The following is a 23,127-nucleotide window of genomic DNA, read 5'->3' as shown; positions in this document are numbered from 1 at the left end:
GCACCGTACGAACCGGACCCCATGCTGCCATGAAGGGCACGGCGCGGAGGCGCGGTGGCGCCGCCTTCGCCCGGGGGAGCCGGTGGTGCGGGCCGGGCGGACCGGCGGGCGGGCGGCGGGTGCCGGCGCCGTGCGGTGGGGGCGGCGGCCGACCGGTGCGGCGCGAATGCGCCCCCAATACGCTCCCCCAAAACCCCCCGTGCGCCCTCAAGTTCCATGGTCGCGGCGGACATACGCAGTACTTCTAAGGAATGATTTTCAGCCAAATCCACGGCGAGTCGCGCGCGATGAGCACGCTCCGTACAGGGCGGCGCCGGGCCCGGCGGCCCGCACACACGCACGGTCCGGGAGGCGGGTGACGCCTCCCGGACCGGTCCGCCACCCGCGGGGATGAAGGCGGCGGTGTCCCCCAGCCCACTGGATCCAGTACAGCGGGCCGACCCACGCACGAGCCATGGAACCGCTCTCCGGATGGCCGGAGAAGAGCGCACGGGCAGGCGCACGGCCACACGGCCGGGGGCACGCGGCGACGCCCCGTGCACGGTGCGTACAGGCCCGGCGCCCGCCCACGGACCACAATCCCGCCATCCGGAACAATGCCCCTTAACGCTTGGGATGCGGCGAACTACGCTGGGTTTACGAATGCCGCGTGGTTATGCCAGTGCGGCAGCCGTCTGTGTCGAGGGGTGGCGCATGTCCAGGGAGCAACGCGGGCCGAACGAGAAACTCGGCGCCGTTCTCGCCCTCGCGGGAATCAGCAACGCCGGCCTCGCCCGGCGTGTCAACGATCTGGGGGCCCAGCGCGGACTGACGCTGCGCTACGACAAGACGTCGGTGGCGCGCTGGGTGTCCAAGGGCATGGTGCCGCAGGGCGCCGCGCCGCACCTCATCGCCGCCGCCATCGGCCAGAAGCTGGGCCGTCCGGTGCCGCTGCACGAGATCGGCCTGGCGGACGCCGATCCGGCGCCCGAGGTGGGCCTCGCCTTCCCCCGGGACGTGGGCCAGGCGGTGAAGTCGGCGACCGAGCTGTACCGCCTGGACCTCGCCGGGCGCCGGGCCGGTTCCGGCGGCATCTGGCAGTCCCTCGCCGGCTCCTTCGCGGTCAGCGCCTACGCGACGCCCGCCTCACGCTGGCTGATAACCCCCGCCGACAGCTCGGTCGCGCGCGAGGCGGGCTCCGCCGAGGGGTCCGGCGCACCGCTCAAAGTCGGCCACAGCGACGTGCAGAAGCTGCGGGAGGCCGCCGAGGACGCCCGGCGGTGGGACTCCAAGTACGGCGGCGGGGACTGGCGTTCGTCGATGGTGCCGGAGTGCCTGCGGGTCGAGGCGGCGCCGCTGCTGCTCGGCTCCTACTCCGACGAGGTCGGCCGCGCCCTGTTCGGGGCCTCCGCCGAACTGACCCGGCTCGCCGGCTGGATGGCCTTCGACACCGGCCAGCAGGAGGCCGCGCAGCGGTACTACATCCAGGCGCTGCGGCTCGCGCGCGCGGCGGCGGACGTCCCGCTCGGCGGGTACGTCCTCGCCTCCATGTCGCTGCAGGCCACCTACCGGGGCTTCGGCGACGAGGGCGTGGACCTCGCGCAGGCCGCGCTGGAGCGGAACCGGGGGCTGGCGACCGCCCGCACCATGAGCTTCTTCCGGCTGGTCGAGGCGCGGGCCCACGCGCGCGCGGGCGACGCGCAGGCGGCGGGCGCGGCGCTGAAGGCCGCCGAGGGCTGGCTCGAACGGTCCCGGGAGGGCGACAACGATCCCTCCTGGCTCGGCTTCTACGGATACGACCGGTTCGCCGCCGACGCCGCCGAGTGCTACCGCGACCTGAAGGCGCCCCGGCAGGTGCGGCGCTTCACCGAGCACGCCCTGTCCAAGCCGACGGAGGAGTTCGTGCGCTCGCACGGGCTGCGGCTGGTCGTCTCGGCCGTCGCCGAGCTGGAGTCCGGCAACCTCGACGCGGCCTGCGAGCAGGGCGTGCGGGCCGTGGAGGTGGCCGGGCGGATCTCGTCGGCGCGGACCACCGAGTACGTGAAGGACCTGCTGCACCGGCTGGAGCCGTACGGGGACGAGCCGCAGGTGGTGGAGTTGCGGGAGCGGGCCCGGCCGCTGCTGATGACGACCGCGTAGGCCGGGGCTCCCGGCGTCCGCCGGGCCCGCCCGGCCGTGACCCGGCGTGTCTGCGCGTGCGCGGGCGGTGCGCGGCCGCCCGCGCTCGTCGGCGCCGTCCGTGCCGCCCCGCGTTTGAAGGCACTGTCAGTGGCGCAGTGCACTATCGGAGGCGGAGGTGGTGCGGGTGTGGGCCGGGGCGTACGACTGTGACGTGCTGGTGATCGGCGGGGGAATCGTCGGGCTGTCGACGGCGTACGCGATCACGCGGGCCGCGCCGGGCACGCGGGTGACCGTGCTGGAGAAGGAGGCCGGGCCCGCCCGGCACCAGACGGGCCGCAACAGCGGCGTCATCCACAGCGGGATCTACTACCGCCCGGGCTCGCTCAAGGCGCGGTACGCGGTGCGGGGCGCCGCCGAGATGGTGAAGTTCTGCGCCGAGTACGGCATCGCGCACGCCGTCACCGGCAAGCTGATCGTCGCCACCGAGCGGGCGGAGCTGCCGCGGCTGCACGCCCTGGTGCAGCGGGGCCGGGAGAACGGCATCCCGGTGCGCGAGCTGGGCCCCGCGCAGATCGCCGCGTACGAACCGGAGGTGCGCGGTCTCGCCGCGATACACGTCGGGACGACCGGCGTGTGCGATTACGCGGCCGTCGCCCGGGAGCTGGCCCGGGCCTCCGGCGCGGAGATCCGGTACGGCGCGCGGGTGGTCCGGGTCGACCGGCGGCCGGAGCGGGGCGTGGCCGTGCGCACCGCGGCCGGCGAGGTCGTCCGCGCCCGCGTGCTGGTGAACTGCGCCGGGCTGCACTGCGACGAGGTGGCCCGGCTGACCGGCGACGAGCCCGGGATGCGGATCGTGCCGTTCCGCGGGGAGTACTACGAGCTGGCGCGGCCGGGCCTGGTGCGGGGCCTGGTGTATCCGGTGCCGGACCCGGCCTTCCCGTTCCTCGGGGTGCACCTGACGCGCGGGATCGACGGCGGGGTGCACATCGGCCCGAACGCGGTGCCGGCGCTGGCCCGGGAGGGGTACGGCCGGCGGGACGTACGGCCCCGGGAGCTGGCCGGGACCCTGGCCTGGCCGGGCGCGTGGGCGATCGCCCGCCGGCACTGGCGCTACGGCGCGGGCGAGCTGTACCGCTCGGTGTCCAAGAGAGCGTTCCTGGAGGCGGTGCGAAGACTGCTGCCCGCCGTGACCGCCGCCGACCTGCGGCCGGCGCCGGCCGGGGTGCGGGCGCAGGCGGTGCTGCGGGACGGGACGCTCGTGGACGACTTCCTGATCCGGGAGGCGGCACGGGCCGTGCACGTGCTGAACGCGCCCTCGCCCGCGGCCACCGCCTCCCTGCCGATCGGGCGGGAGATCGGGCGCCGGGCACTGGGCCTGCTGCGCTCGGCGGACTGACCCGCCCGGACCCTTAAAATCGGTCGTACTGTGGCTGACTCACCGAACTCCCCCGATGCCCCGCCCGCGGCCCCCCACGCCGGCGGCGAGCCCGTCCGGCACACCCGGGCCAAGGGCGAGCCGCGCTTCCCGGACGGGCCCAGGGCCGATCCCGCCGGCTCGCACTTCGAGCGCCGGATCCGCAGCTTCCAGCCGCGCCGCAGCCGGGTGACGGCCGGGCAGGCCGACGCGCTCCAGCGGCTGTGGCCCAAGTGGGGGCTGGACATCGACGGACAGCGGGTCCTCGACCTCGGCGAGCTGTTCGGCGACGACCGGCCCGTGGTGCTGGAGATCGGCTTCGGGATGGGCGAGGCCACCGCGCAGATGGCCGCGGGCGACCCGGACACCAACATCCTCGCCGTCGACGTGCACACGCCCGGCCAGGGCAACCTGCTGGCCCTCGCCGACCGCAACGGCCTGTCCAACATCCGGGTGGCCAACGGCGACGCGATCATCCTGCTGCGGGAGATGCTCCGCCCGGACGCGCTGGACGGGCTGCGCGTCTACTTCCCGGACCCCTGGCCCAAGAAGCGGCACCACAAGCGGCGGCTCATCCAGCCCGAGTTCCTGACGCTCGCCGCGAGCCGGCTCAAGCCCGGCGCGGTCCTGCACTGCGCCACGGACTGGGAGCCGTACGCCGAGCAGATGCTGGACGTGCTCACCGCGCACCCCGGCTTCGAGAACACCCGGCCGGACGGCGGTTACGCGCCGCGCCCGGAGTTCCGGCCGCTGACCCGTTTCGAGGGACAGGGACTGGACAAGGGTCACGTGGTGCACGATCTCCTGTTCCGCCGCGTACCCCACGACCGGGACCGCTGACCCGCGCCGGACCGCCCGACCGCACCGCCGGGCCCGGACCGTCCCGATCATCCGACCAGCCCCTCGTCCCGCCACCGTTAGGGTCGATGCCGTGGCCACCAGTCCTCCGTTCCCGACGTATCCCCCGAGCCCCGGCGACGGTGTGCTCCACCACCCGCACTGGTGGCAGCGCAGGTGGGTGCGGTACGGGGCGCTGAGTTCGCTGCTCGCCCTGTCCGGCCTGGTCATCCTCGCGCTGGTCCGGCGGCAGACCGGCACGGAGGGCTTCCTCGTCGGCCTCGGTCTCGGCGTGCTGCCGGTGCCCTGGCTGATAGCCGCCTTCCGCTGGCTGGACCGGGTGCGGCCGGGGCCCTGGCGGAACCTGGTCTTCGCCTTCGCCTGGGGCGCCTGCGCGGCGGCGCTCATCGCCATCGTGGCCAACAGCTTCGCGACCAGATGGATCGCCACCTCCACCGCGGACCCGGCGAGCGCCGACACCCTCGGCGCCACCGTGATAGCGCCGATCGTGGAGGAGTCCGCCAAGGCCGCCGCCGTCCTGCTGGTGTTCCTCTTCCGCCGGCGGGACTTCACCGGGATCGTGGACGGGATGGTGATAGCGGGCGTCACCGCCACCGGGTTCGCGTTCACCGAGAACATCCTCTACCTCGGCACGGCCTTCGGCACCGACCAGCTCACCGGCGGGCGCGGCATCGCCTCCGTCACCGCCGCCACCTTCTTCGTGCGCATCGTGATGTCCCCGTTCGCGCACCCGCTGTTCACCGTCCTCACCGGCATCGGCTTCGGCATCGCCGCGCTGTCCGCCGACCGGCAGCACGTGCGGCGCGTCCTGCTGCCGGCCGGCGGACTGCTCCTCGCGATGGGCATGCACGCCTTCTGGAACGGCTCGGCCACCTTCGGCGAGTACGGCTTCTTCGCCGTCTACGGCGCCTTCATGGTGCCCGCGTTCGGGCTGCTGACCTGGCTCGCGGTCCGGACCCGGCAGCGGGAGCTGCGCACTGTGCGGGCGGAGCTGCCGGCGTACGCGGCGGCCGGCTGGATCGGTCCGGCCGAGCCGTTCACGCTCGGCTCGATGGCGGCGCGCCGGATGGCCCGGGACTACGCCCGGCACCACCACGGCCGCCCGGCGGCGCGGGAGGTGGCCCGGTACGAGGGGTACGCCACCTCGCTGGCGCTCCTGCGGCGGCGCGGGCGCGCGGGCAGGGTCGGGGCGGACTTCACCGTGCGGGAGCGGGAGCTGCTGGACGAGCTGTGGCAGCGCCGGCACGTGGCCCGGCCGGCGCTGGAGTACGCGGCCCGGGCCTCGGCACCGGCCCGGCCGGTGTACGCGGGGCCGGTGGCCTACGGGTACGGGTATCCGGCGGTGCCGTACCCCGCGTACAACCCGTACCGGACGTAGCCGGACCGCGTGCGGCCGCCCCGGCCGGTCCGGACGGGTGCGGCCCGGCATGATCCGAACGAGACGTTCTAGGCCGACGCCTCCGTCAGCTTGGCCACCTCGGCCTCCGTCAGCTTCAGCTCCGCCACGCCGAGCAGCGCCGGGAGCTGCTCCACCGTGCGCGCCGAGGCGATCGGGGCGGTGACCGTCGGCTGGGCGGCCAGCCAGGCCAGCGCGACCGTGGCGACCGGGGCCTCGTGGGCCGCGGCGACCTCGTCCAGGGCCGCCAGCACCTTCTGGCCGCGCGCGGAGTCCGCGTGGGCCTGGGCCTGGCCGGCCCGGGCGCTGTCGACGGTCGTACCGGGCCGGTACTTGCCGGTCAGGAAGCCCGAGGCGAGCGCGAAGTACGGGACGGCGGACAGGCCCTCGCGGCCGGCGACGTCCTGGAGCGCGCCCTCGTAGGTGTCGCGGGAGACCAGGTTGTAGTGCGGCTGGACGGCGACGTAGCGGGCGAGGCCCTCGCGGTCGGAGAAGCCGAGGGACTCCTCCAGGCGCTCGGCGCTGATGTTGGAGGCGGCGATGTGCCGGACCTTGCCGGCCTTCACCAGCTCGTCCAGCGCGCCGATGATCTCCTCGACCGGCACCTCGGGCTGGTCGAAGTGGGTGTAGTACAGGTCGATGTAGTCGGTGCCCAGACGGCGCAGGGAGGCGTCGGCGGCGGCCTTGACGGTGCCGGCGGACAGGCCCTGGAACTCGGGATGCTGGCTGACCTTGGTCGCGATGACCACGTCGGAGCGGTTGCCGCGCTCCGCGAGCCACTTGCCGATGATCGTCTCGGACTCGCCGCCCTTGTTGCCGGGAACCCAGGCCGAGTAGACGTCGGCGGTGTCGATGAAGTTGCCGCCCGCGGCCGTGTAGGCGTCGAGGACGGCGAAGGAGGTCTGCTCGTCGGCCGTCCAGCCGAACACGTTGCCGCCGAGGGAGAGCGGGAAGACCTCGAGGTCGGAGGAGCCGAGTGTACGAAGTGACGTCATACCCGGTGCCAACGCCGGCGGCGGGCGATCGCATCCCGCCCCCGGCGCCGGGTTTCACGGCGCGGGCGGCGGGAGCGGAGGCCCGCCGCCCGGATCAGACCGGGCCGGGACCGGACCAGAACCTGATCAGGACCGGTGCGGGACCCGGGCCCGCGAGCCCGGACCGGTCCGGTCGAGGGACCCGGGTCAGGGGCGGGTCAGGGGTTGAGGCCCTTGTCGCGCAGCCACGCCATCGGGTCGATGCCGGCGGGCGCGCCGCCGGGGTGGACCTCCAGGTGCAGGTGCGCCCCGGTGACGTTGCCGGTGGAGCCGACGCGGCCGATGACCTCGCCGGTGGCGACCTTCTGGCCGGCGGTGACGTTGATCGAGGACTGGTGGCAGAACCACAGCTCGGTGCCGTCGTCCAGGGTCAGGATCGTGCGGTAGCCGTAGGAGGAGCCGGCCCAGCCCGCTTCGGTGATCGTGCCGTTGTGCACGGCCTTGATCAGGGTGCCGGCGGCGGCGGCGAAGTCCAGACCGGTGTGGTGGCCGGAGGACCACATGGTCCCGCCCTGACCGAACGTGGCGGTGATCGTGTAGGCGGAGGTCGGCAGCGCGTACTGCTTGGCCAGCTCGGCCAGCCGCTTCTCCTGCGCCGCCTTCTCGGCCTGCGCCTTGGCCTTCTCGGCGTCGGCCTGCGCCTTGTGCTGGGCGGCGACGGCCTCGGCGGCGGCCTCCTTCTCGGCCTGCGCGGCGGCCTCGGCGCTCTGCTTCCCGACGGCGGCGAGCGCGGCGGCGGTGGCCTTGCTGTCGGCCTGGCCCTGCTGCTGCTCGGCCTGCGCCATGATCCGGCTGCGCAGCAGTTCGCCCGCGTCGGCGTCGCCCCGGGTGTCCCCGGCGGCCACGGCGACGGTGCTGAGCGCGGCGGTCGCGGTGGCCTCGGACGCCTGGTCGTCGGCGGAGCCGTCGTCGAAGAGGGAGCCCACGGAGGGCAGGTCGGGCAGGGCGAGGGGTACCGGCGGCTTGCCGGAGTTGGCGCTGGCCATGCCGCCCGCGCCGACCGCGGCGATGACGCCGACGCCGAGGACGGTGGAGCTGCGCGCGAAGCCGCCGCGCTGCTTGGCGACCCGGTGCCGGCCGCGGACCGGGGCGACGGATTCCTCGGTGGGGTTCCACTCCTCCCACGGGCCGTCGTCGGCGGGGTGGGCGCCGTAGCCGAAGATCTCGGGCTCGGACTCGCGCTGTGCCGGTATGGACAGGGCTTCGGGGGCAGGCCGGTTGGACGCCACGCGGGCGCGCTCCTTTCCTTCCTCCGCCTACCGGGTTAGCTGACGGGTTCGGAGCAGGAAGGTCTCCTACGCGCGTATACCGGTCGTGGGCTCCCCTGAGTCCACTGCGGTACCCGCGTGATTCACCCCAAAATGGTGGTTCCCCGGTTCCCTTGCGGGATTCGGCGCGTGCGCGCGGAGCCGCCTTCTGTGACGGCTGGGACGACCGCGCTGCGTTATCGAACGTTAATAGACTTGCCAGTCACTTTCCAAGCCGTTCAGCGTGATCATTACCGTTTTCGGTGGTGGAGTTATCCCTCAATACCCCGGCAAACCCGACGAGTTGACCGACGCCCGGGAATGTTCAGCAGTCACCCCGGGTTTTGATGGTGACTCAGTTGTTATGCGCACGGCGCCCGTCCGATCACCCTCCGTGACGCACGGCGGGCCGCGGAGAAGCGATGTGCGAGCACCCCTGTGGATGACGTACACTGGAGTCACAACGACGCGGGGTGGAGCAGCTCGGTAGCTCGCTGGGCTCATAACCCAGAGGTCGCAGGTTCAAATCCTGTCCCCGCTACTGAAGGCCGAGGGCCCGGAATCCAGTGGATTCCGGGCCCTCGGTGTTTCCCCGCGTGCCCGGGGGCTCAGCCCGGCAGATGGGCGTTCGGCGCCTTGGCCAGGCCCGCCAGCTCCGGCAGTACGACGACCCGGGCGCCCGCGGCCGTCAGCACACCCGTCCCGTCCGCCGCGGTCACGAACGTGTCGGGCTCCCGCCAGGCGGTGACCACCCGGCGTACCCCCGCCCGCAGGATCAGCTCGGCACAGGGCGCGGGCCGGGAGGCGCGGCGGGCACACGGCTCCAGGCTGCTGTAGACCGTGGCGCCGGGCAGCCGGGGATCGGCCGGATCGGTCTTGGCGAGCGCGGCCTCCTCCGCGTGCACCACGGGATCGCCGCCCTCGCGCGAGTGGCCCCGGGCCAGTTCCGTGCCGTCCGCCGCGACCACCACCGCGCCGACGCTGAACGCCGTCTCCGAGGGCGGGCACAGGGCCGCGAGGTCGCAGGCGGTGCGCAGCCAGTGGCGGTCGGCGGCGGTGGCGTCCGGGCCGGCGCCGGGGGCCGTGGGCGCGTACCGCATGAGGACCACGTCCTCGATCCGGCGGGTATCGAGCAGCCGCAGCCGTCCGCCCTGGTAGGCGCCGGGTCCGAACAGCCGCGGGGCGGCGGGGTCGCCGACGAACAGCGGGGCGAGGACGAGCTGGAGTTCGTCGGCGAGACCCTGCTGGAGGAGCTGGGTGTGGACCGTGCCGCCGCCCTCGACCATCAGGCGCTCCACCCCGCGCACGTCGCGCAGGTGCTCCAGCAGGGTCCGCCAGTCCAGGGCGGGGCCGAGCGGGACGACGTCGGCGGTGCGGCCGAGGAGCCGGGCGGCCCGTGCGGCGCCCCGGTCGGTCGTGCAGACCAGCTTGTCGCCGCCGGTGTGCCAGAAGCGCGCCGCCGGGTCGAGATCGCCGGAACCGGTGACGGTGACCTTCAGCGGGTACTCCGGTCTGCCCGCCGCCCGCCGGGCCGCGCGCCGCCCGGCGGAGTTGACCAGCAGGCGCGGGTTGTCGGCGCGGAGGGTGCCGGCGCCGACGAGGACGGCGTCGGCCCAGGCCCGCACCTCGTCGACCCGGTCGAAGTCGGCCGGGCTGGACAGCAGGAGCCGCTCGGGGCCGGTGTCGTCCAGACAGCCGTCGAGGGAGACGGCGGCGGACAGCAGCACGTACGGCAGGGGCATGGCGCTCTTTCTTCCGGGGCGGACGGATTCTTCCGGACGGACGGTTCCGGGGCGAACAGCGGATTCTTCCGGGGCGGAAGTGGCTTCTTCGGGGCGGGCGGTGGCACGGCCGTCTTGGTTCAAGTTTTAAACAAACCTACACTGGCGATATGACGACCCGCTGGCTCACTCCCGAGGAGCAGCGCGCCTGGCGCGCCTACATCGCCGCCTCCCGCCTCCTGGAGGACGCGGTCGACCGGCAGCTCCAGCAGGAGGGCGGCATGCCACACCTGTTCTACTCGGTGCTGGCCAACCTCTCCGACGCCCCCGGCCGGCGGCTGCGCATGACCGATCTCGCCGAGACACTGAAGATCACCCGCAGCCGGCTGACGTACGTGGTGAACCGGCTGGAGCGGGACGGGCTGGTGCGCCGGGAGAACTGCCGCGAGGACAGGCGCGCCTCGCTCGCGGCGCTGACGGACGAGGGGCGGGCCGTCCTGGAGCGTACGGCGCCCGGGCATGTCGAGACGGTCCGCACCCTGCTGTTCGACCGGCTCACCGAGGAGCAGGTGGGGCAGCTCGAGGAGATCTGCACGGGCATCGCGCGCGGCTTGCAGGGCGAGGGCACGGATCCCGGGGCGGACGACGTGCCCTGGCGGCGCCGTTCGTCCCCCTGCTGACCCGGGCGGTTCCCGTACCGGAGACCCCGAGGCCCGGCGGGGTCAATTGCTTTAACTTTTAAGCACAAGGTAGGGTCCGGTCCACCACTGCTTCAAATGTGAAGCACCTCGCCCGGAGGGATTCCGCATGCCCGACCTCCCCGCCGCCACCCCGCGCGCCCGCGTCCGGGTACCGCTGCGCTTCGCCGACGGCTACCGCGCCGACGCCGAACTCGTCACCTTCCACGGTCTCACCGACGGCCGGGAGCACCTCGCCGTCGTCCTGGGCGAACCCGGCCCGGTCCCGCTGGTGCGGCTGCACTCCGAGTGCCTGACCGGCGACGTCTTCGGCTCGGCGCGCTGCGACTGCGGCCCGCAACTGCGCGAGGCGGTCGAGCGCGTCGCCGGCCGCGGCGGCATCCTGCTCTACCTGCGCCAGGAGGGCCGGGGCATCGGCCTCTACAACAAGCTGGACGCGTACGCCCTCCAGGACCAGGGCCTGGACACCTACGAGGCGAACGCCGCCCTCGGGCTCCCGGAGGACGCCCGTGACTACACGGCCGCCGCGCAGATGCTCACCGCCCTCGGCGTCACCGAGCTGGACCTGCTCTCCAACAACCCCGACAAGGCCGAGCAGTTGCGCGCGCGGGGCATCACCGTACGGGAGCGGGTGCCCACCGGCGTCTTCACCACCGCCCACAACGTCCGCTACCTGCGGGCCAAGGCCCTCCACACCCGGCACACACTGCCCCTGCCGGAGCTGCCCGACCTGCCCGAACTGCCGGACCGAACGGACCTCACGGACCTCACGGAGCTGACTGCGGGGTAACTCGGAGGTCGGCGGACGCTCAGCCGTACTCCCAGACGGCTCGGCCCGGCCCAAACGGGTCACGGCGGCGTCCCAGGCGCAGGCGGCGAGCAGGGAGCCCAGCGTGAACAGGCAGAGCGCGAGGACGTAGGTCCGCTGGGCGCCGATCCGGGCCATCGCCCAGGCGGCGACCGGGATCACCGCGGCGAGCGCGAGCGGGTACACCGGAGCGTGCTCACCGCCGTCGCCCTCAGCCCGCGTAGGGGCGCTCGGCGCGTGCGGTGCGCAGGGCACGGCCCCACCACAGGAGCTGGCCGAGCATGCCCTTGGCGGCGCCGGCGCAGACCTCGGCGTCGCGCGGCACGCCGTCCTCGCCCAGGCCGGACCAGGGGCCGTGCAGGCTGACCGAGTCCCGCACGGTCACGGCGTGCAGCTCGGCGAAGACCAGCCGGAGCTGCTCGACCGCGCGCAGACCGCCGCCGAGACCGCCGTACGACACGAAGCCGACCGGCTTGGCCTGCCACTCGCGCAGGTGCCAGTCGAGGAGGTTCTTCAGGGCCGCCGGGAAGCTGTGGTTGTACTCGGGCGTGACGACGACGAACGCGTCGGCGGCGGCGAGCCGCGGCGAGACGTCCCGCAGCGCGGCGACGGCCGCGGGGCCCGGCGTGCCGCCCCAGCCCGGCATCACCAGCGGCAGGCCGACGGCGGCGAGGTCGACGACGTCGAACTCGGCGTCGGGTGCGGCCGTGGCGGCGGTGCCGAGGAACCAGTCGGCGACCGCCGGCCCGAGGCGCCCCTCGCGCACGCTGGCGATGATCACGGCGACGCGGAGCGGACGGTCCGCCGCGGCGGTACGGGCCTCGGTGACGGAATCGGTAACGGACACGGCAGTCCCCCATGAGCGGTCGCTGAGCGGGCCCCGGACGAGACCCGCGACAGCAAGCTACAACGCTCGTTGTAAAAATTACAATGGTCGTTGTAACTCGGTTAAGGTGGGCCGAGCGCGAAGGAGGCGGCGTGGGCGAGACGAACGAGTCCCGGCTGGACCGGGCGCGGCGCGAGGTACCGCCGCGCAAGCTGCAGAAACAGATGGCCATCGCGAGCGCCGCCTGCACGGTCTTCGGCCGCGAGGGCTATGCGCGCGCCTCGGTCGACGCGCTCGCCGCCGCGGCCGGTGTGTCCACGCGGACGCTCTACAACCACTTCCCCGGCGGCAAGGCCCAGCTCTTCGAAACGGTCGTGACCTGGACGTCGAGCGAGGTCCGCGACGCCCAACTGGCCTGCCTGCGCACGGTCCTGGACCCCGCGCGCCCGGCACGCCCCGAGGAACTCGAACGCGACCTCGTCGCCCTGGCCCGCGGCTTCATCGGGCTCATGACGGAGTACGCCAACCACTTCGCCCTGGTCCGCCACATCCACGCGGAGGCCGACCACGTGCCTCCCGAGGTCCTCACCGCCTGGCACGAGGCCGGCTCCGCCCCGGTCGGCCGGGCCCTCACCGAGGCGATGACCCGCCTGGAGAAGGCGGGCCTGCTCAACCTCCACGGCGACGCGTCCCTGGCGGCGGGCCAGTTCATGGCCCTGATCTCCCACACGATCGTCCAGTTCACCCACTACGGCGTCCTCCCCCTCCCTCCCACGGAGCGGGACCGCCTCATCGACGGCGGGGTGAACACGTTCCTACGGGCGTACCGGACGCCGTGACGAACGGACAGGACCCCAGCTCGGCGCTGCTTCAGAATGCTCCTGATCCCGGCCGCTTGCGGGGCGTCCGGGCCGGGAGTCAGACCGCCTGGGTGTGCGGGACGGTCAGGGCGTTCTCCCGGGCCGCGGCCCGGATCGGGCACACCGCGGACAGCCGTGACACGCGCCGCCCCCCGCCGAGCACACCGCCGTCCGGACCGATCAGGAGCGCCGAGCGGGACAGGACCCGCGAGGCGAGCCGGGCGCCCCGCAGCGAGGGGTCCTCCGCCAGGGCGGCGGCCAGCGAGGCCACGGCCGCCCGGGTACGGCGGACCAGACAGGGCTCAGCATGGACGGCCCACACGGGCAGCCGGGCGGCTGCCGTCACGAGCGCGTCGAACGACGGCAGCCCGCAGTCCGTCACCATCAGCACGGCCCGCCACGACTCCCCCTCCCGGGCGCGCAGGAGGGCCGGCAACCGGTGCTGTGGGGCGAGCAGGGCGAGGACGTCACCGGTGCCCCCACCGGTCCGTACGGCGAGCCCCGTCGCCCGTGCCTGCGCGGCGAGCAGCCCGGCCAGTCCGGTGCTGTCCTGGTCGTCGTCGTACGCCACCGTCAGCGCCCTCGCGGCGAGGGCGAGCGCGGCGTCGGCCAGCGCGCGGGCGAGGTGGGTCTCGTCGGGTGCCCAGCTCAGCGCGGGCGCGCGGCCGGGAAGCAGCGGCAGGAGACAGGGCAGTCCGGCCTGCCGGTAGACGTCCAGCGCGCCGTCGGCGACCGACGGGTCGGCGTGGCCGACGACCGCCGTGAAGCCGCCGGCCACCACGGTGTGCGCGACACCGGGTGTCTCGTGGAAGACCTGCCAGTCGGCCGTTCCCGGGGCGCCGCCACGGAGCCGGTCCACCTCGCCGAGGAGGACGGTGCCCGCGGCCGTTCGCGGCCCGGTGAGCGGGGCGACGACGGCGACGGCCGGTCCGGACACGGCGGTCAGCCCCAGATGAGGGAGTCGGAGCCGGCGGCGACGGCCGTGGTGCCCGCCGCCGGTGCACCCGCGACGCAGACGCCGCCCGCGAGCAGGGCGGCGAGGGCGACGGCGGAGGCGACACGCCGGAGCCGACGCCGGACGGACGCGGGGGACGGGACGGACGCGGCGGACGGAGCGGGCATGGCGAACCTCCGGGATCGGGGTGGGCTGGGTGTGCGGTGCGCGAGTACGCGGTGTGCCGTCAGCATGTGCCGGGACGGTCACCCACCGCCATGTCTCCGCTGGTTCCGGGACCGGCCATGGCCAGGGCCGGACGGCTTCGCCCGTTCCCGCCGCGTCCGTATGCCGGACCTTGTCTGGCCAGCTGAGCAGGGACGTTCCTAAGATCCACTGGGCGCCCGGCCGGGGGGCGGTCGCGCCGGGGGACGACAGGGAGGGGCCCGATGGATGTGAAGGAGCGTGCGCAGGAGCTCTATCGCATGGCGTTGGAGGATGCGAACTGGCACCCCGAGAGCGTGATCGGCGAGCGCGGCTGGAGCGACGCGGAGTTCGCCGACGCCCTCCAACTCCTCAACAGACTAAGCCTGTTCGTGCCGGCCCCGGACAGCGGGAACGGGTGGACGGCGCTGTCGCCCGACACCGCGCTGCGCAATCTCCTCGTGGAGGAGGAGCAGCACACGGCCGGGCTGCTCAGCTCCGTGCAGCGGACGCGTTCCGCACTGACGCGGATCCTCACGGACTTCCAGCCGGTGTACGCACGGGAGTTGCTCCCGGTGCGGATGGAGGTGGTGACCGGTGCCGCGAACGTCTCGGCGGCGCTGGAGGACGTGTCCCGGCGTGTCGAGGAGGAGGTGCTGTCGCTGCACCCCGGACGCGCGCTGCCCGCTCAGATGGTCGAGTCGGGCCTGGGGCGGGACCTCGCGGTGATCGGGCGCGGGGTGCGCATGCGCACGATCCACCTGGGTTCCGCGGCGGCCGTGCCGCACATGGCGTCCTACCTGCGCCGGCTGAGCGCGGCCGGGGCGCAGGTGCGCACCGCGCACACGCTGCCGCTGCGGCTGATCGTCGTGGACAGCTCGACCGCGCTGGTACCGGTGCCGCCGTCGGCCATCGGTGAGATCACGGCGGTGATCCTCCGGGGAGAGACGCTGGCCGGAGTGTTCCGGGAGATCTTCGAGCACTGCTGGGCGGCGGCGAACGTGCTGACCGACGCGGCGGCCGGGCCGGACGGCGCATGGCGCCCCGAGGGACGCCACCTGGAACTGCTGCGGATGCTCGCGGGCGGACTCACCGACGAGGCCATGGCCCGCAAGCTCGGCATCTCCGAACGCACGATCCGCCGCCTCGTCTCCGAGCTGACCGAACGCCTCGGTGCCGCCAGCCGCTTCCAGGCCGGGGCCTGTGCCGTCCGGCTCGGCTGGCTGGACGCCTGATCTCCCACCGCGGCCTCAGAGCCTGTCCGACGGATCCCGTCCCGGACGCGAAGGCCCGGCCCCCCTCTCTCACTGCCTCAAGAGCGTGCGGGGCACCCCCATCGCCCCGCCTCACCTGCGCCGACGAGGCGCCGTCACTGTCCCGCGACCTGATCCGCCGGACGGGCCCCGGCACCCGTGGCCCCGGCTCCCGTCCCTGTGACCGCCGTCTCCGTGGCGTTCGCGGCTCCCCGTTCCCGGTCCGCCACCGCCCTCCCCCACGCCGTGCCGGCGAGCACCAGGACAGCGCCGAGCAGGCCCGGCCAGCCGGGCCGGTCCCCGCCGACGGCGATGCCGACCGCCGCGGCCCACACCGGCTCGGTGCCGAGCAGCAGGCTCACCCGGGACGGGGAGGTACGGCGCACCGCCCACATCTGCACGAAGAACGCGAACAGGGTGCAGAACGCGGACAGATAGAGCAGCCCGAGCCAGTCCCCGGCGCCGAAGCCGGCCGCGGCCGCCCAGGGCGAGGCACCGGTGCCCGGCAGCGCCACCAGCGCGGCGAACACGACGACCGCCCCGCCCAGCTGGACGGTGGTCAGCGACAGCGCGTCCGCCCCGCGTACCGACTCCATCCTGGACATGGCCAGGACATGCACGGTACGGACGACGGCGGCCCCCAGCATCAGCAGGTCGCCGCCGTTCGGGGCGCTGAAACCGGCGCCCTGGGTGAGCAGCGCCACGCCGAGCACCGACAGCCCGGCGGCCGCCATGAAGGCGCCCGGCAGCCGGGTGCCGCGCACCCGGCTCTCGGCCAGCGGGGTGAACACCATGGTGAGGCTGATGATCAGCCCGGCGTTGGTCGCCGAGGTGTGCACCACGCCGTACGTCTCCAGCAGGAAGATCCCGGCGAGGATCAGTCCCAGCAGTCCGGCCCCGCGCAGTTGCACGGCGTTCAGGCCGCGCAGCCGCCGCCAGCCCGCGGCGACCAGCACCGGCAGCACCACGGCGAACCGCAGCACCAGCACGGCCAGCACGGTCCGTTCCGTGGTGACACCCTTGGCGGCCAGATAGCTGGAGCCCCACACCACCGCGACCAGCAGGACGGGAAGATCGGTCAGCCGGCCGCTGCGGGCCGCGGTGACGGTCATGGGCACTCCTCTGCGGAACTGGGGACGACGGTGCTGCGAAGACGGTGCTGCGAAAGAGGCGGGCGCCGGGCGCGCGCGGGGCCGGCCCTCAGCGCGCTGTGTACGCGATCACCAGGACGTCACGGTGTGCGGGCAGCGCCGGATCCACCGGGTGCACCGGGGTCACCGAGTGCAGCGTGCGGCGGTCGTCGCCCAGCAGCAGGTCACCGGGCTCGGACAGCGTAGTCGTCAGCAGGTGGGCGCCCGAGTCGGCGTACACCCCGCTCTCGCCGCCGACGACGTTGGTGCGGCCGATCAGCAACGAGGTGATGAAGGTGACCCCGTCGCGGTGCCGGCCCTCGGGAGCGGGCTGGCCCACCTGTCCGTCGGCGGCGCTGATCCGGTACGGGTGCAGCTTGACGTTCCAGCGCCGGGTGCCGTCTGTCCCCCGGCCGAGGGCGGAGCTGAAGATCCGGCCGAGCGTGACGAGCACCGAGCGCAGCAGCGGGTCGCCCACGAACGACACCGTCAGCGGGTCGAAGATCCGCTCGATGCCGCCGTTGAGCGGGTTGACGTCGGTGTCCTGCCGGTACGGCTCGTGCGGCAGCAGCGTCAGCTCCCCCGCGGCCGGATCCAGGTCGAACTGGCCGTAGCGGCGGAAGCGGTACGTGCCGCCGTCGGCCATGTAGGCGTCGAGGGTCAGCTCGTCCCAGTGCGCGGCGAACCGCGCCCAGTCGGAGGCGTCGGCACCGAGCAGCGAGGACAGCGCGGCCGACGGCATCAGATGCCCGCCGGGCCCGGACAGGGCGGCGACGGCGTCGAGGGCGGCGGGGTGGGCGAGGGCGGTGGTCATGGGTGCGACTCCGTACGTCGTGAAGCGGGGTGTGGTCAGGCGGTCGCGGGAAGCAGCGCGGGGACGGCGGGAGCGTCGAACGGCGCCGACTCGGCGGCGATCGCCAGTTCCTCCCACTCCTCCCGGTCCCGCAGGTACAGCGGCCGGCCGGCGGTGATGGACCGGGTGTCGGCACCGCCCGTGCGCAGCCGCCAGGTGACGCTGCCGCTGGTCCGGGACGCGCAGGCGTCGACGAACGACTGGGCGGCCAGCCGCAGTTCTCCGAACCACCGGCCCTCCAGCGCCTCCCGCACCCAGAGCTGCTCCAGGTGCCGCTTCTGCAGGACGAGTTCGGCGTCCAGGCAGGCGCTCTCGATGTGCCGGTAGGTGCTCAGCAGCAGCCAGGCGGCCGGCATCTCGCGGATCTCCAGGACCTTCTCGCCGTGGTCCAGGTGCTCCAGGCCCGAGTAGCGGCCCAGCCCGTAGGCGCCCACGCGCCGGTTGAGCAGCTCGATCAGCTCGGTGAGCGGCAGCCGGGCCCCGTCCAGTGCGACGGGGCGGCCGTTCTCGACGGTGATGGTGAGCAGTTCGGTGGCGCCCGGCGCGGCGGTGGGCCGGCTCCACGCGTACATCTCCTCCGGCACCTCGTGCCGTTCGGGATCGTCGAGGATCCCCGACTCGAACTCGCGGCACCACAGGTTGGAGTCGCCGCTCACGATCCGTCCGGCCAGCAGGTCGACCCCGGCGGCGCGCAGGGCGTTCAGCTTGTCCTCACGGGTGACGGGGTCGAGGTCGTACGGGCTGCCGTACGCGCCCTCGTACCCCAGGAGCGCCAGCGCTCCGTTGAGCCGGCGCAGGGTGTTCTGCGAGCGGTTGGCGGTGTGCAGGACGGCCTGTGCGCCCAGCGAGCGGGCCAGCTGCACCGCGGTCTCCGCGATGAGCGGACGGCTGAGCGTGGAGCTGACGGGGTGGATGCCGAGGTACACGGCCTGCGCGGCGATAGCCGGTGCGACGAAACGGTCGGCGAACTCCGCGCGTCGGTCGAGCAGGTGGAGCCGTGCGCCGAGCGCCTCGGCCACCAGGCGTTTGTAGGGGCCGGACTCGTCCTCGCCGATGTCCACGCTCACGGCGTGCACCTCGCGCAGCCCCATCCGGCGCAGGCGCAGCAGCAGATAGGAGCTGTCCAGCCCGCCGCTGAACAGGGTCACGACCGGTCGGTCGGGGTCCAGGTCCGCGAGCTGGCCGAAGGAACGGACGAGCCGGGACGGTGCGGTGTTCGCAGCCTCTGTTGTGGTCACGGGGAGCAGACTTCTGCCCGGCGGCGCCCGGCACAACGCTTTCCCGACGACCGCGCCCGGCCATGACCGGACCCGGACGCCACGTCCGGCAGCCGCCGAACCGTCCGTCTCGGTCCCGGCCGATCCGCAGGACACAGGCACATCCGCTCACGCATCGCTCACGCAAGAGCCGGAGAACGACGCAGCGCCCGAGTCGACCGAGGCCGACCCGAGCGCTGCGTAGCAGGTCAGAGGGGGTGACCCCCTCACCCGCCGCCGTAGGCCCTGTGGGACTCGAACCCACAACCAATGGATTAAAAGTCCACTGCTCTGCCAATTGAGCTAAGGGCCCAGGCGATGTTGCCTGTCCGAGCATAGCCGGACCGGGGCGTGTCGCCGATCGGGTATCGGGGGTGCGGCGGTGTCGGAGGGGGCGGGAGGGTTACTTTTCGGCCTGGGCGGGGCGGCCGGTGAGGAACCAGTGGCGGGCCGAGGCCAGCCACCAGGTCGCGGCGAAGCCCAGGACGACCAGGACGGCGACCGGGGCGTAGTTGAAGGTCTTCCAGGAGACCGGGGACACCTGCGGGAGCATGAACAGGACCGTGATCGCCAGCACCCATGTCACCGAGACCGCCCCGATCACCCCCGACCAGCGGCCCAGGTGCCAGGGCCCGCGGTCGAACGCGGCGCCCTTGCGGACCCGCAGGAAGGTCGGGATGACGTAGGCGATGTACAGGCCGATGACCGCGATCGAGGTCACCGCCGCGTAGGCCGTCGTGTTGATCAGGTAGGGCAGGCCGAGGGCGAGGGCGCCCAGCGCGGCCAGCCAGACCGCCGCCACGGGTGTGCGGGTACGCGGGCTCACCGTGCGCCAGAGGCGGGAGAAGGGCAGCGCGCCGTCCCGGGAAAAGGCGTAGATCATGCGGCTGTTGGCGGTGACGGAGGCCATGCCGCAGAAGAGCTGGGCGCCGATCACCACCAGCAGGAGCAGCTTGCCGGCCGTCGCCCCGAGCGCGTCCAGGAGGATCTGGGCGGGCGGGGCGCCGGTCGGGGAGGCGAGTTCCCTGTCGTACGACTGGATGGCGAAGGTGAAGCCGAGGAGCAGGACGAAGCCGGCGATCCAGGACGTCCAGATCGAGCGGACGATGCCCTTCGGGCCGGCCGTGGCGGCGTCGCGGGTCTCCTCGGTCATATGGGCGGAGGCGTCGTAGCCGGTGAAGGTGTACTGGGCCATCAGCAGGCCCAGGAGGACGACGTAGGGGCCGCTGCCCCAGCCGGTCTCGTTGACGAAGTGCGTGAACACGAAGGACGCCGACCGGTGGTGGTCGGGGACCAGCGCCAGCGCACCGGTGATCACCAGGACGCCGAGGACGTGCCACCACACGCTCACGCTGTTGAGGAACGCGACGATCCGGACGCCGAAGGTGTTCAGCAGGCCGTGCAGGAGGAGGATCGCCGCGAACAGCGCCACCGTACGGCCGGGGCTCACCCCGAAGCCGAACTGGAGGTTCAGGTAGGCGCCCAGGAAGGAGGCCGCGCCGAAGTCGACGCCCGCGGTCACCGCCACCTGGCCCAGTACGTTGAACCAGCCCGTGAACCACGCCCAGGCCGCCGCCGAACGCGCGGGCGCCAGCCGGTGGGCCCAGAAGTACAGGCCCGCCGAGGTCGGGTACGCCGAGCAGATCTCGGCCATCGACAGGCCCACGAACAGGGTCATCAGACCGACCGCGACCCAGCCCCAGGTGATCACCGCGGGGCCGCCCGTGGTCATGCCGAAGAGGTACAGCGTCAGGCAGCCGGAGAGCACCGAGATGATCGTGAAGGAGACGGCGTAGTTCGAGAACGCCGACATCCGGCGGGCGAGGACTTGGGTGTAACCGAGCTGGGCCAGCCGTTCCTCGTCCGACAGGCCGGCCGCGGACCGCTGTCCGCCCATCGCCGCCGCTCCCGCGGTACCGGGCTCCCCCGGCGCTCCCGTCGTGCCGGTTCCCCTCGCCGCTCCCGGCTTTCCCGTCGCGCCCGCTTCATCTGTCATGCCCCCAGCAATGCCCTGCCGGGCGATGTCATATGCGCCGGGCGCCGGGCATGCGGAAGGGCCCGCACGAACGGTGTCGTGCGGGCCCTTGCCCTCGCCTGAAGTCGGCGTCAGCCGTTGCGCTTCCAGCGCGGCTTGTCGTCGCGGCGCCCGAAGGAGCCGGTGCCACGGTGGTCGTCACGCCGGCCGTAGGGGCGCTCGTGGCCGCCGGTGGGGGTCCCCCCGCTCGAGGGCCGCCGAGAGTGGGGGAGGAAGCCCGGACGGTCGTCGCGACGGTCGCGGTTGAACGGACGGTCGCTGCCGCGGTGCCCGGTGCGCTCGTCGCGGCGGAAGCCACCGCGCTCCTCCCGGCGGAAGCCGCCCCGGTCGTCACGGCGCTCGAAGGAACGGCCGCCACGGTCGTCACGGCGGTCGTCGCGACGGTCGTCCCGGCGCTCGAACCCGCGGTCGCGGTCGAACGGACGGCGGTCGCCGCGGTCGTCACGGCGCTCACCGCGGTCGTCCCGGCGGTCGAAGGAACGGCCGCCACGGTCGTCACGGCGGTCATCGCGACGCTCGAAGGAACGGCCACCACGGTCGTCACGACGCTCGAAGCCACGGCCACCACGGTCGTCCCGGCGGTCATCGCGACGCTCGAAGGAACGGCCACCACGGTCGTCACGACGCTCGAAGCCACGGCCACCACGGTCGTCCCGGCGGTCGTCACGACGCTCGAAGGAACGGCCACCACGGTCGTCACGACGCTCACGGCGCTCGTACGGGGCCGAGGCCGCCGGACGCTCCTCACGCTCGGGCGCGCGCTCCGCCGGCTCCTCGGCCACGGCGAGCTGCTCGGCAGCCGCCGTCGCCTGGGCCTCGGCCACCGCCGTCTGCGGGTCCTCGCCGCGTTCGCGGGCGACCCGGGCGACCAGCCGGTCGGCCTCCTCGCGCAGCTCGGTCGCGCGGCGCTGGGCGCGCTCCAGCTCCTTGGTGAGCTGAGCCACCTCGCGCTCGGCCTGCTGGGCGGCGTTGGCGGCCGACTCGGCCTGGACCTCCGTCATGGAGCGGGCGCCGGTGATCTCGGCGACCTCCGGTTCGAAGGCGTCGCCGCCCTGGACGATGTGGCGGGCCGCGTCGACGCCGGCGTCCTCCATCAGGCGGAAGATCTGGCGGCGCTGGTGCGGCAGCGACAGGGAGACGACCGTGCCGGTGCGGCCGGCGCGCGCGGTGCGGCCGGCGCGGTGCAGGTAGTCCTTGTGGTCGCCGGCCGGGTCCACGTTCAGCACCAGGTCGATGCCGTCGACGTGGATGCCGCGCGCGGCGACGTCGGTGGCGACCAGGACGTTGACGTAGCCGTCCTTGAAGTCGGCCAGCGTGCGGGTACGGGCGCCCTGGGTCATGCCGCCGTGCAGCGCGTCGGCCTTCACCCCGGCCTCGCGCAGCTGCTCGGCGACGCGGTCGGCGCCCAGCTGGGTGCGGACGAAGATGATCGTGCGGCCCTTGCGGGAGGCGATCGCGGCCGTGACCGGCGCCTTGTCCTTGGGCTTCACGATGAGGATGTGGTGCGACATGGTCGTCACCGCGCCCTGGGCCGCGTCCACCTCGTGCAGGACCGGCTCGTTCAGGTAGCGGTCGACCAGGGTCTTGATCTCGTTCTCCATCGTGGCGGAGAAGAGCATCCGCTGACCGCCGGCCGGGACCTGGTCGAGCAGCTCGGTGACCTCGGGCAGGAAGCCCAGGTCGGACATCTGGTCGGCCTCGTCGAGGACGGCGATCCGGGTGTCCTCCAGGGAGCAGGCACCGCGGTTGATGATGTCGCGCAGCCGGCCCGGGGTGGCGACGAGGACGTCGACGCCGCGCTCCAGGGCGTAGATCTGGTTGCCCATGGACGTACCGCCGCAGACGACCTTCATCTTCAGGCCGAGCACGTCGCCGTACGGCTGGAGGGCGTCGGCGACCTGCATGGCCAGCTCGCGGGTCGGGGTGAGGATGACGGCGCGGGGCCGCCGCTTCTCGGTGCGGCCGCCGGCCAGCAGGGCCAGGGTCGGCAGGCCGAAGGAGAGGGTCTTGCCGGAGCCGGTGCGGCCACGGCCGAGGATGTCCTTGCCGGCCAGGGCGTCCGGGATGGTCGCGACCTGGATCGGGAAGGGGGTCGTCACGCCGTTCTGCGCGAGTTTGCGCACGATGCCCTCGGGGAGGCCGAGGTCGGCGAAGGTGATCTGGGGGGACTCGGTGGTGTCAGCGGCCTCGGGGGCCTCGGTGACCTCGGTCGCCTCGTCGACGAGTGCGTTCTCGGTGTCGATGAGTTCGTTCTCGTTCTCGGATACGACGATCTGGTCAGTGCTGGACACGGACATGCGAATGCGAAACCTTCCGGAGTCTCGTCGGCACGCGCCCGTCAACTCCGTGATTCGCTCACGACCGCCTCGATGCGGTCCGCCACGGCAAAGGAGAGTACGCGCCACACGGCGCGCTCTGTGGTGGCGCCGGGCAAATGGGATCAAACGATCTACCACCATACGCACCTACCACCCCTGAAGGCAAACCGGACCGTAGAGCC

General features: G+C 73.5%; 19 protein-coding genes, 2 tRNA genes and 1 riboswitch. Of the genes, 9 read left to right on the top strand and 12 right to left on the bottom strand.

All coding sequences use genetic code 11. The features are described 5' to 3' along the window. Nucleotides 1–693 precede the first annotated feature (693 nt). The 4 genes from ACH4OA_RS09140 (at nucleotide 694) to ACH4OA_RS09125 (ending at nucleotide 5,750) form a co-directional block, all read left to right on the top strand. Complete coding sequence (locus ACH4OA_RS09140) at nucleotides 694–2,118, top strand: MFS transporter (RefSeq protein WP_365874452.1); 1,425 nt, start codon at nucleotides 694–696, stop codon at nucleotides 2,116–2,118. Nucleotides 2,119–2,275: 157 nt separating this feature from the next. Next, nucleotides 2,276–3,496 carry an L-2-hydroxyglutarate oxidase gene (lhgO, locus tag ACH4OA_RS09135; protein ID WP_397936753.1) on the top strand — a complete coding sequence of 407 codons (1,221 nt, stop codon included), beginning with the start codon at nucleotides 2,276–2,278 and terminating at the stop codon, nucleotides 3,494–3,496. Between the two features lie 30 nt (nucleotides 3,497–3,526). After that, complete coding sequence (gene trmB / locus ACH4OA_RS09130; RefSeq protein ID WP_397936752.1) at nucleotides 3,527–4,354, top strand: tRNA (guanosine(46)-N7)-methyltransferase TrmB; 828 nt, start codon at nucleotides 3,527–3,529, stop codon at nucleotides 4,352–4,354. A 91-nt stretch (nucleotides 4,355–4,445) separates the two neighbouring features. Then, nucleotides 4,446–5,750: a PrsW family intramembrane metalloprotease gene (locus ACH4OA_RS09125; RefSeq protein ID WP_397968347.1), complete on the top strand. Its 1,305-nt coding sequence runs from the start codon at nucleotides 4,446–4,448 to the stop codon at nucleotides 5,748–5,750. Between the two features lie 68 nt (nucleotides 5,751–5,818). Here ACH4OA_RS09125 and ACH4OA_RS09120 read toward each other — a convergent pair whose 3' ends face one another. Both ACH4OA_RS09120 and ACH4OA_RS09115 read right to left on the bottom strand, forming a co-directional pair. Beyond that, entirely contained in the window at nucleotides 5,819–6,763 is a 945-nt protein-coding gene (locus ACH4OA_RS09120) for an aldo/keto reductase (RefSeq protein WP_397936750.1), read from the bottom strand. A 197-nt stretch (nucleotides 6,764–6,960) separates the two neighbouring features. Next, nucleotides 6,961–8,031 carry a M23 family metallopeptidase gene (locus ACH4OA_RS09115; protein ID WP_397936749.1) on the bottom strand — a complete coding sequence of 357 codons (1,071 nt, stop codon included), beginning with the start codon at nucleotides 8,029–8,031 and terminating at the stop codon, nucleotides 6,961–6,963. Nucleotides 8,032–8,043: 12 nt separating this feature from the next. Beyond that, nucleotides 8,044–8,208, bottom strand: a riboswitch (cyclic di-AMP (ydaO/yuaA leader). Between the two features lie 308 nt (nucleotides 8,209–8,516). Between ACH4OA_RS09115 and ACH4OA_RS09110 the strand changes: the two genes are divergently transcribed. Next, nucleotides 8,517–8,590: transfer RNA gene (locus ACH4OA_RS09110), tRNA-Met, on the top strand. A 67-nt stretch (nucleotides 8,591–8,657) separates the two neighbouring features. Here ACH4OA_RS09110 and ACH4OA_RS09105 read toward each other — a convergent pair. After that, on the bottom strand, nucleotides 8,658–9,791 hold the full coding sequence (locus ACH4OA_RS09105; RefSeq protein WP_397968345.1) for a dihydrofolate reductase family protein: 1,134 nt from the start codon (nucleotides 9,789–9,791) through the stop codon (nucleotides 8,658–8,660). 149 nt (nucleotides 9,792–9,940) lie between these two features. Here ACH4OA_RS09105 and ACH4OA_RS09100 point away from each other — a divergent pair, with 149 nt between their 5' ends. Both ACH4OA_RS09100 and ribA read left to right on the top strand, forming a co-directional pair. After that, entirely contained in the window at nucleotides 9,941–10,450 is a 510-nt protein-coding gene (locus ACH4OA_RS09100) for a MarR family winged helix-turn-helix transcriptional regulator (RefSeq protein ID WP_397936747.1), read from the top strand. A 127-nt stretch (nucleotides 10,451–10,577) separates the two neighbouring features. Continuing rightward, a complete protein-coding gene (gene ribA / locus ACH4OA_RS09095) occupies nucleotides 10,578–11,258 on the top strand; it encodes a GTP cyclohydrolase II (RefSeq protein WP_397945823.1) in 681 nt (226 codons plus the stop codon). A 229-nt stretch (nucleotides 11,259–11,487) separates the two neighbouring features. On the opposite strand, the gene ACH4OA_RS09090 is transcribed toward ribA, so the two are convergent. Beyond that, complete coding sequence (locus ACH4OA_RS09090) at nucleotides 11,488–12,123, bottom strand: NADPH-dependent FMN reductase (protein ID WP_397968343.1); 636 nt, start codon at nucleotides 12,121–12,123, stop codon at nucleotides 11,488–11,490. A 131-nt stretch (nucleotides 12,124–12,254) separates the two neighbouring features. Here ACH4OA_RS09090 and ACH4OA_RS09085 point away from each other — a divergent pair, with 131 nt between their 5' ends. Further along, nucleotides 12,255–12,941, top strand: a complete 687-nt coding sequence (locus ACH4OA_RS09085; RefSeq protein ID WP_397936744.1) for a TetR/AcrR family transcriptional regulator — start codon at nucleotides 12,255–12,257, stop codon at nucleotides 12,939–12,941. A gap of 79 nt (nucleotides 12,942–13,020) precedes the next feature. Here the strand turns inward: ACH4OA_RS09085 and ACH4OA_RS09080 are convergent, their stop codons facing one another. Together ACH4OA_RS09080 and ACH4OA_RS09075 are read right to left on the bottom strand one after the other, a co-directional pair. Then, nucleotides 13,021–13,899, bottom strand: coding sequence for a hypothetical protein (locus tag ACH4OA_RS09080; protein WP_397968341.1), 879 nt, complete (start codon nucleotides 13,897–13,899; stop codon nucleotides 13,021–13,023). 5 nt (nucleotides 13,900–13,904) lie between these two features. Then, entirely contained in the window at nucleotides 13,905–14,084 is a 180-nt protein-coding gene (locus tag ACH4OA_RS09075) for a hypothetical protein (protein WP_397968339.1), read from the bottom strand. Between the two features lie 297 nt (nucleotides 14,085–14,381). Between ACH4OA_RS09075 and ACH4OA_RS09070 the strand changes: the two genes are divergently transcribed. Next, nucleotides 14,382–15,335: a LuxR C-terminal-related transcriptional regulator gene (locus ACH4OA_RS09070; RefSeq protein ID WP_397945827.1), complete on the top strand. Its 954-nt coding sequence runs from the start codon at nucleotides 14,382–14,384 to the stop codon at nucleotides 15,333–15,335. A gap of 134 nt (nucleotides 15,336–15,469) precedes the next feature. On the opposite strand, the gene ACH4OA_RS09065 is transcribed toward ACH4OA_RS09070, so the two are convergent. The 6 genes from ACH4OA_RS09065 to ACH4OA_RS09040 all read right to left on the bottom strand — a co-directional run bounded on the left by ACH4OA_RS09065 (nucleotide 15,470) and on the right by ACH4OA_RS09040 (nucleotide 22,924). After that, entirely contained in the window at nucleotides 15,470–16,465 is a 996-nt protein-coding gene (locus tag ACH4OA_RS09065) for a DMT family transporter (protein WP_397968337.1), read from the bottom strand. Nucleotides 16,466–16,553: 88 nt separating this feature from the next. After that, nucleotides 16,554–17,297 carry a 2OG-Fe dioxygenase family protein gene (locus ACH4OA_RS09060; RefSeq protein WP_397968334.1) on the bottom strand — a complete coding sequence of 248 codons (744 nt, stop codon included), beginning with the start codon at nucleotides 17,295–17,297 and terminating at the stop codon, nucleotides 16,554–16,556. A 35-nt stretch (nucleotides 17,298–17,332) separates the two neighbouring features. Further along, nucleotides 17,333–18,574: an argininosuccinate synthase-related protein gene (locus ACH4OA_RS09055; RefSeq protein ID WP_397936737.1), complete on the bottom strand. Its 1,242-nt coding sequence runs from the start codon at nucleotides 18,572–18,574 to the stop codon at nucleotides 17,333–17,335. Between the two features lie 258 nt (nucleotides 18,575–18,832). Further along, nucleotides 18,833–18,905, bottom strand: a tRNA-Lys gene (locus tag ACH4OA_RS09050). Nucleotides 18,906–18,995: 90 nt separating this feature from the next. Then, the gene (locus ACH4OA_RS09045) at nucleotides 18,996–20,489 is read right to left on the bottom strand and encodes an amino acid permease (protein WP_365874482.1); all 1,494 of its coding nucleotides are present in this window, start codon (nucleotides 20,487–20,489) and stop codon (nucleotides 18,996–18,998) included. A 209-nt stretch (nucleotides 20,490–20,698) separates the two neighbouring features. Next, nucleotides 20,699–22,924: a DEAD/DEAH box helicase gene (locus tag ACH4OA_RS09040; RefSeq protein ID WP_397968332.1), complete on the bottom strand. Its 2,226-nt coding sequence runs from the start codon at nucleotides 22,922–22,924 to the stop codon at nucleotides 20,699–20,701. Between the last annotated feature and the right edge of the window lie 203 nt (nucleotides 22,925–23,127).

It is taken from the genome of Streptomyces sp. NPDC017095 (assembly GCF_044332325.1).
In the GTDB taxonomy this organism is placed as follows: domain Bacteria; phylum Actinomycetota; class Actinomycetes; order Streptomycetales; family Streptomycetaceae; genus Streptomyces.
Note: the sequence above shows the minus strand (reverse complement) of the source record. Positions and strands in the feature narration are given on the sequence as shown.

Coding starts and splice junctions, on each gene's coding strand:
- ACH4OA_RS09140 (WP_365874452.1), top strand. CDS start 694: ATGTCCAGGGAGCAACGCGGGCCGAACGAGAAACTCGGCGCCGTTCTC.
- ACH4OA_RS09040 (WP_397968332.1), bottom strand. CDS start 22,924: ATGTCCGTGTCCAGCACTGACCAGATCGTCGTATCCGAGAACGAGAAC.
- ACH4OA_RS09120 (WP_397936750.1), bottom strand. CDS start 6,763: ATGACGTCACTTCGTACACTCGGCTCCTCCGACCTCGAGGTCTTCCCG.
- ACH4OA_RS09070 (WP_397945827.1), top strand. CDS start 14,382: ATGGCGTTGGAGGATGCGAACTGGCACCCCGAGAGCGTGATCGGCGAG.
- ACH4OA_RS09105 (WP_397968345.1), bottom strand. CDS start 9,791: ATGCCCCTGCCGTACGTGCTGCTGTCCGCCGCCGTCTCCCTCGACGGC.
- ACH4OA_RS09045 (WP_365874482.1), bottom strand. CDS start 20,489: ATGGGCGGACAGCGGTCCGCGGCCGGCCTGTCGGACGAGGAACGGCTG.
- ribA (WP_397945823.1), top strand. CDS start 10,578: ATGCCCGACCTCCCCGCCGCCACCCCGCGCGCCCGCGTCCGGGTACCG.
- ACH4OA_RS09100 (WP_397936747.1), top strand. CDS start 9,941: ATGACGACCCGCTGGCTCACTCCCGAGGAGCAGCGCGCCTGGCGCGCC.
- ACH4OA_RS09075 (WP_397968339.1), bottom strand. CDS start 14,084: ATGCCCGCTCCGTCCGCCGCGTCCGTCCCGTCCCCCGCGTCCGTCCGG.
- ACH4OA_RS09065 (WP_397968337.1), bottom strand. CDS start 16,465: ATGACCGTCACCGCGGCCCGCAGCGGCCGGCTGACCGATCTTCCCGTC.
- ACH4OA_RS09060 (WP_397968334.1), bottom strand. CDS start 17,297: ATGACCACCGCCCTCGCCCACCCCGCCGCCCTCGACGCCGTCGCCGCC.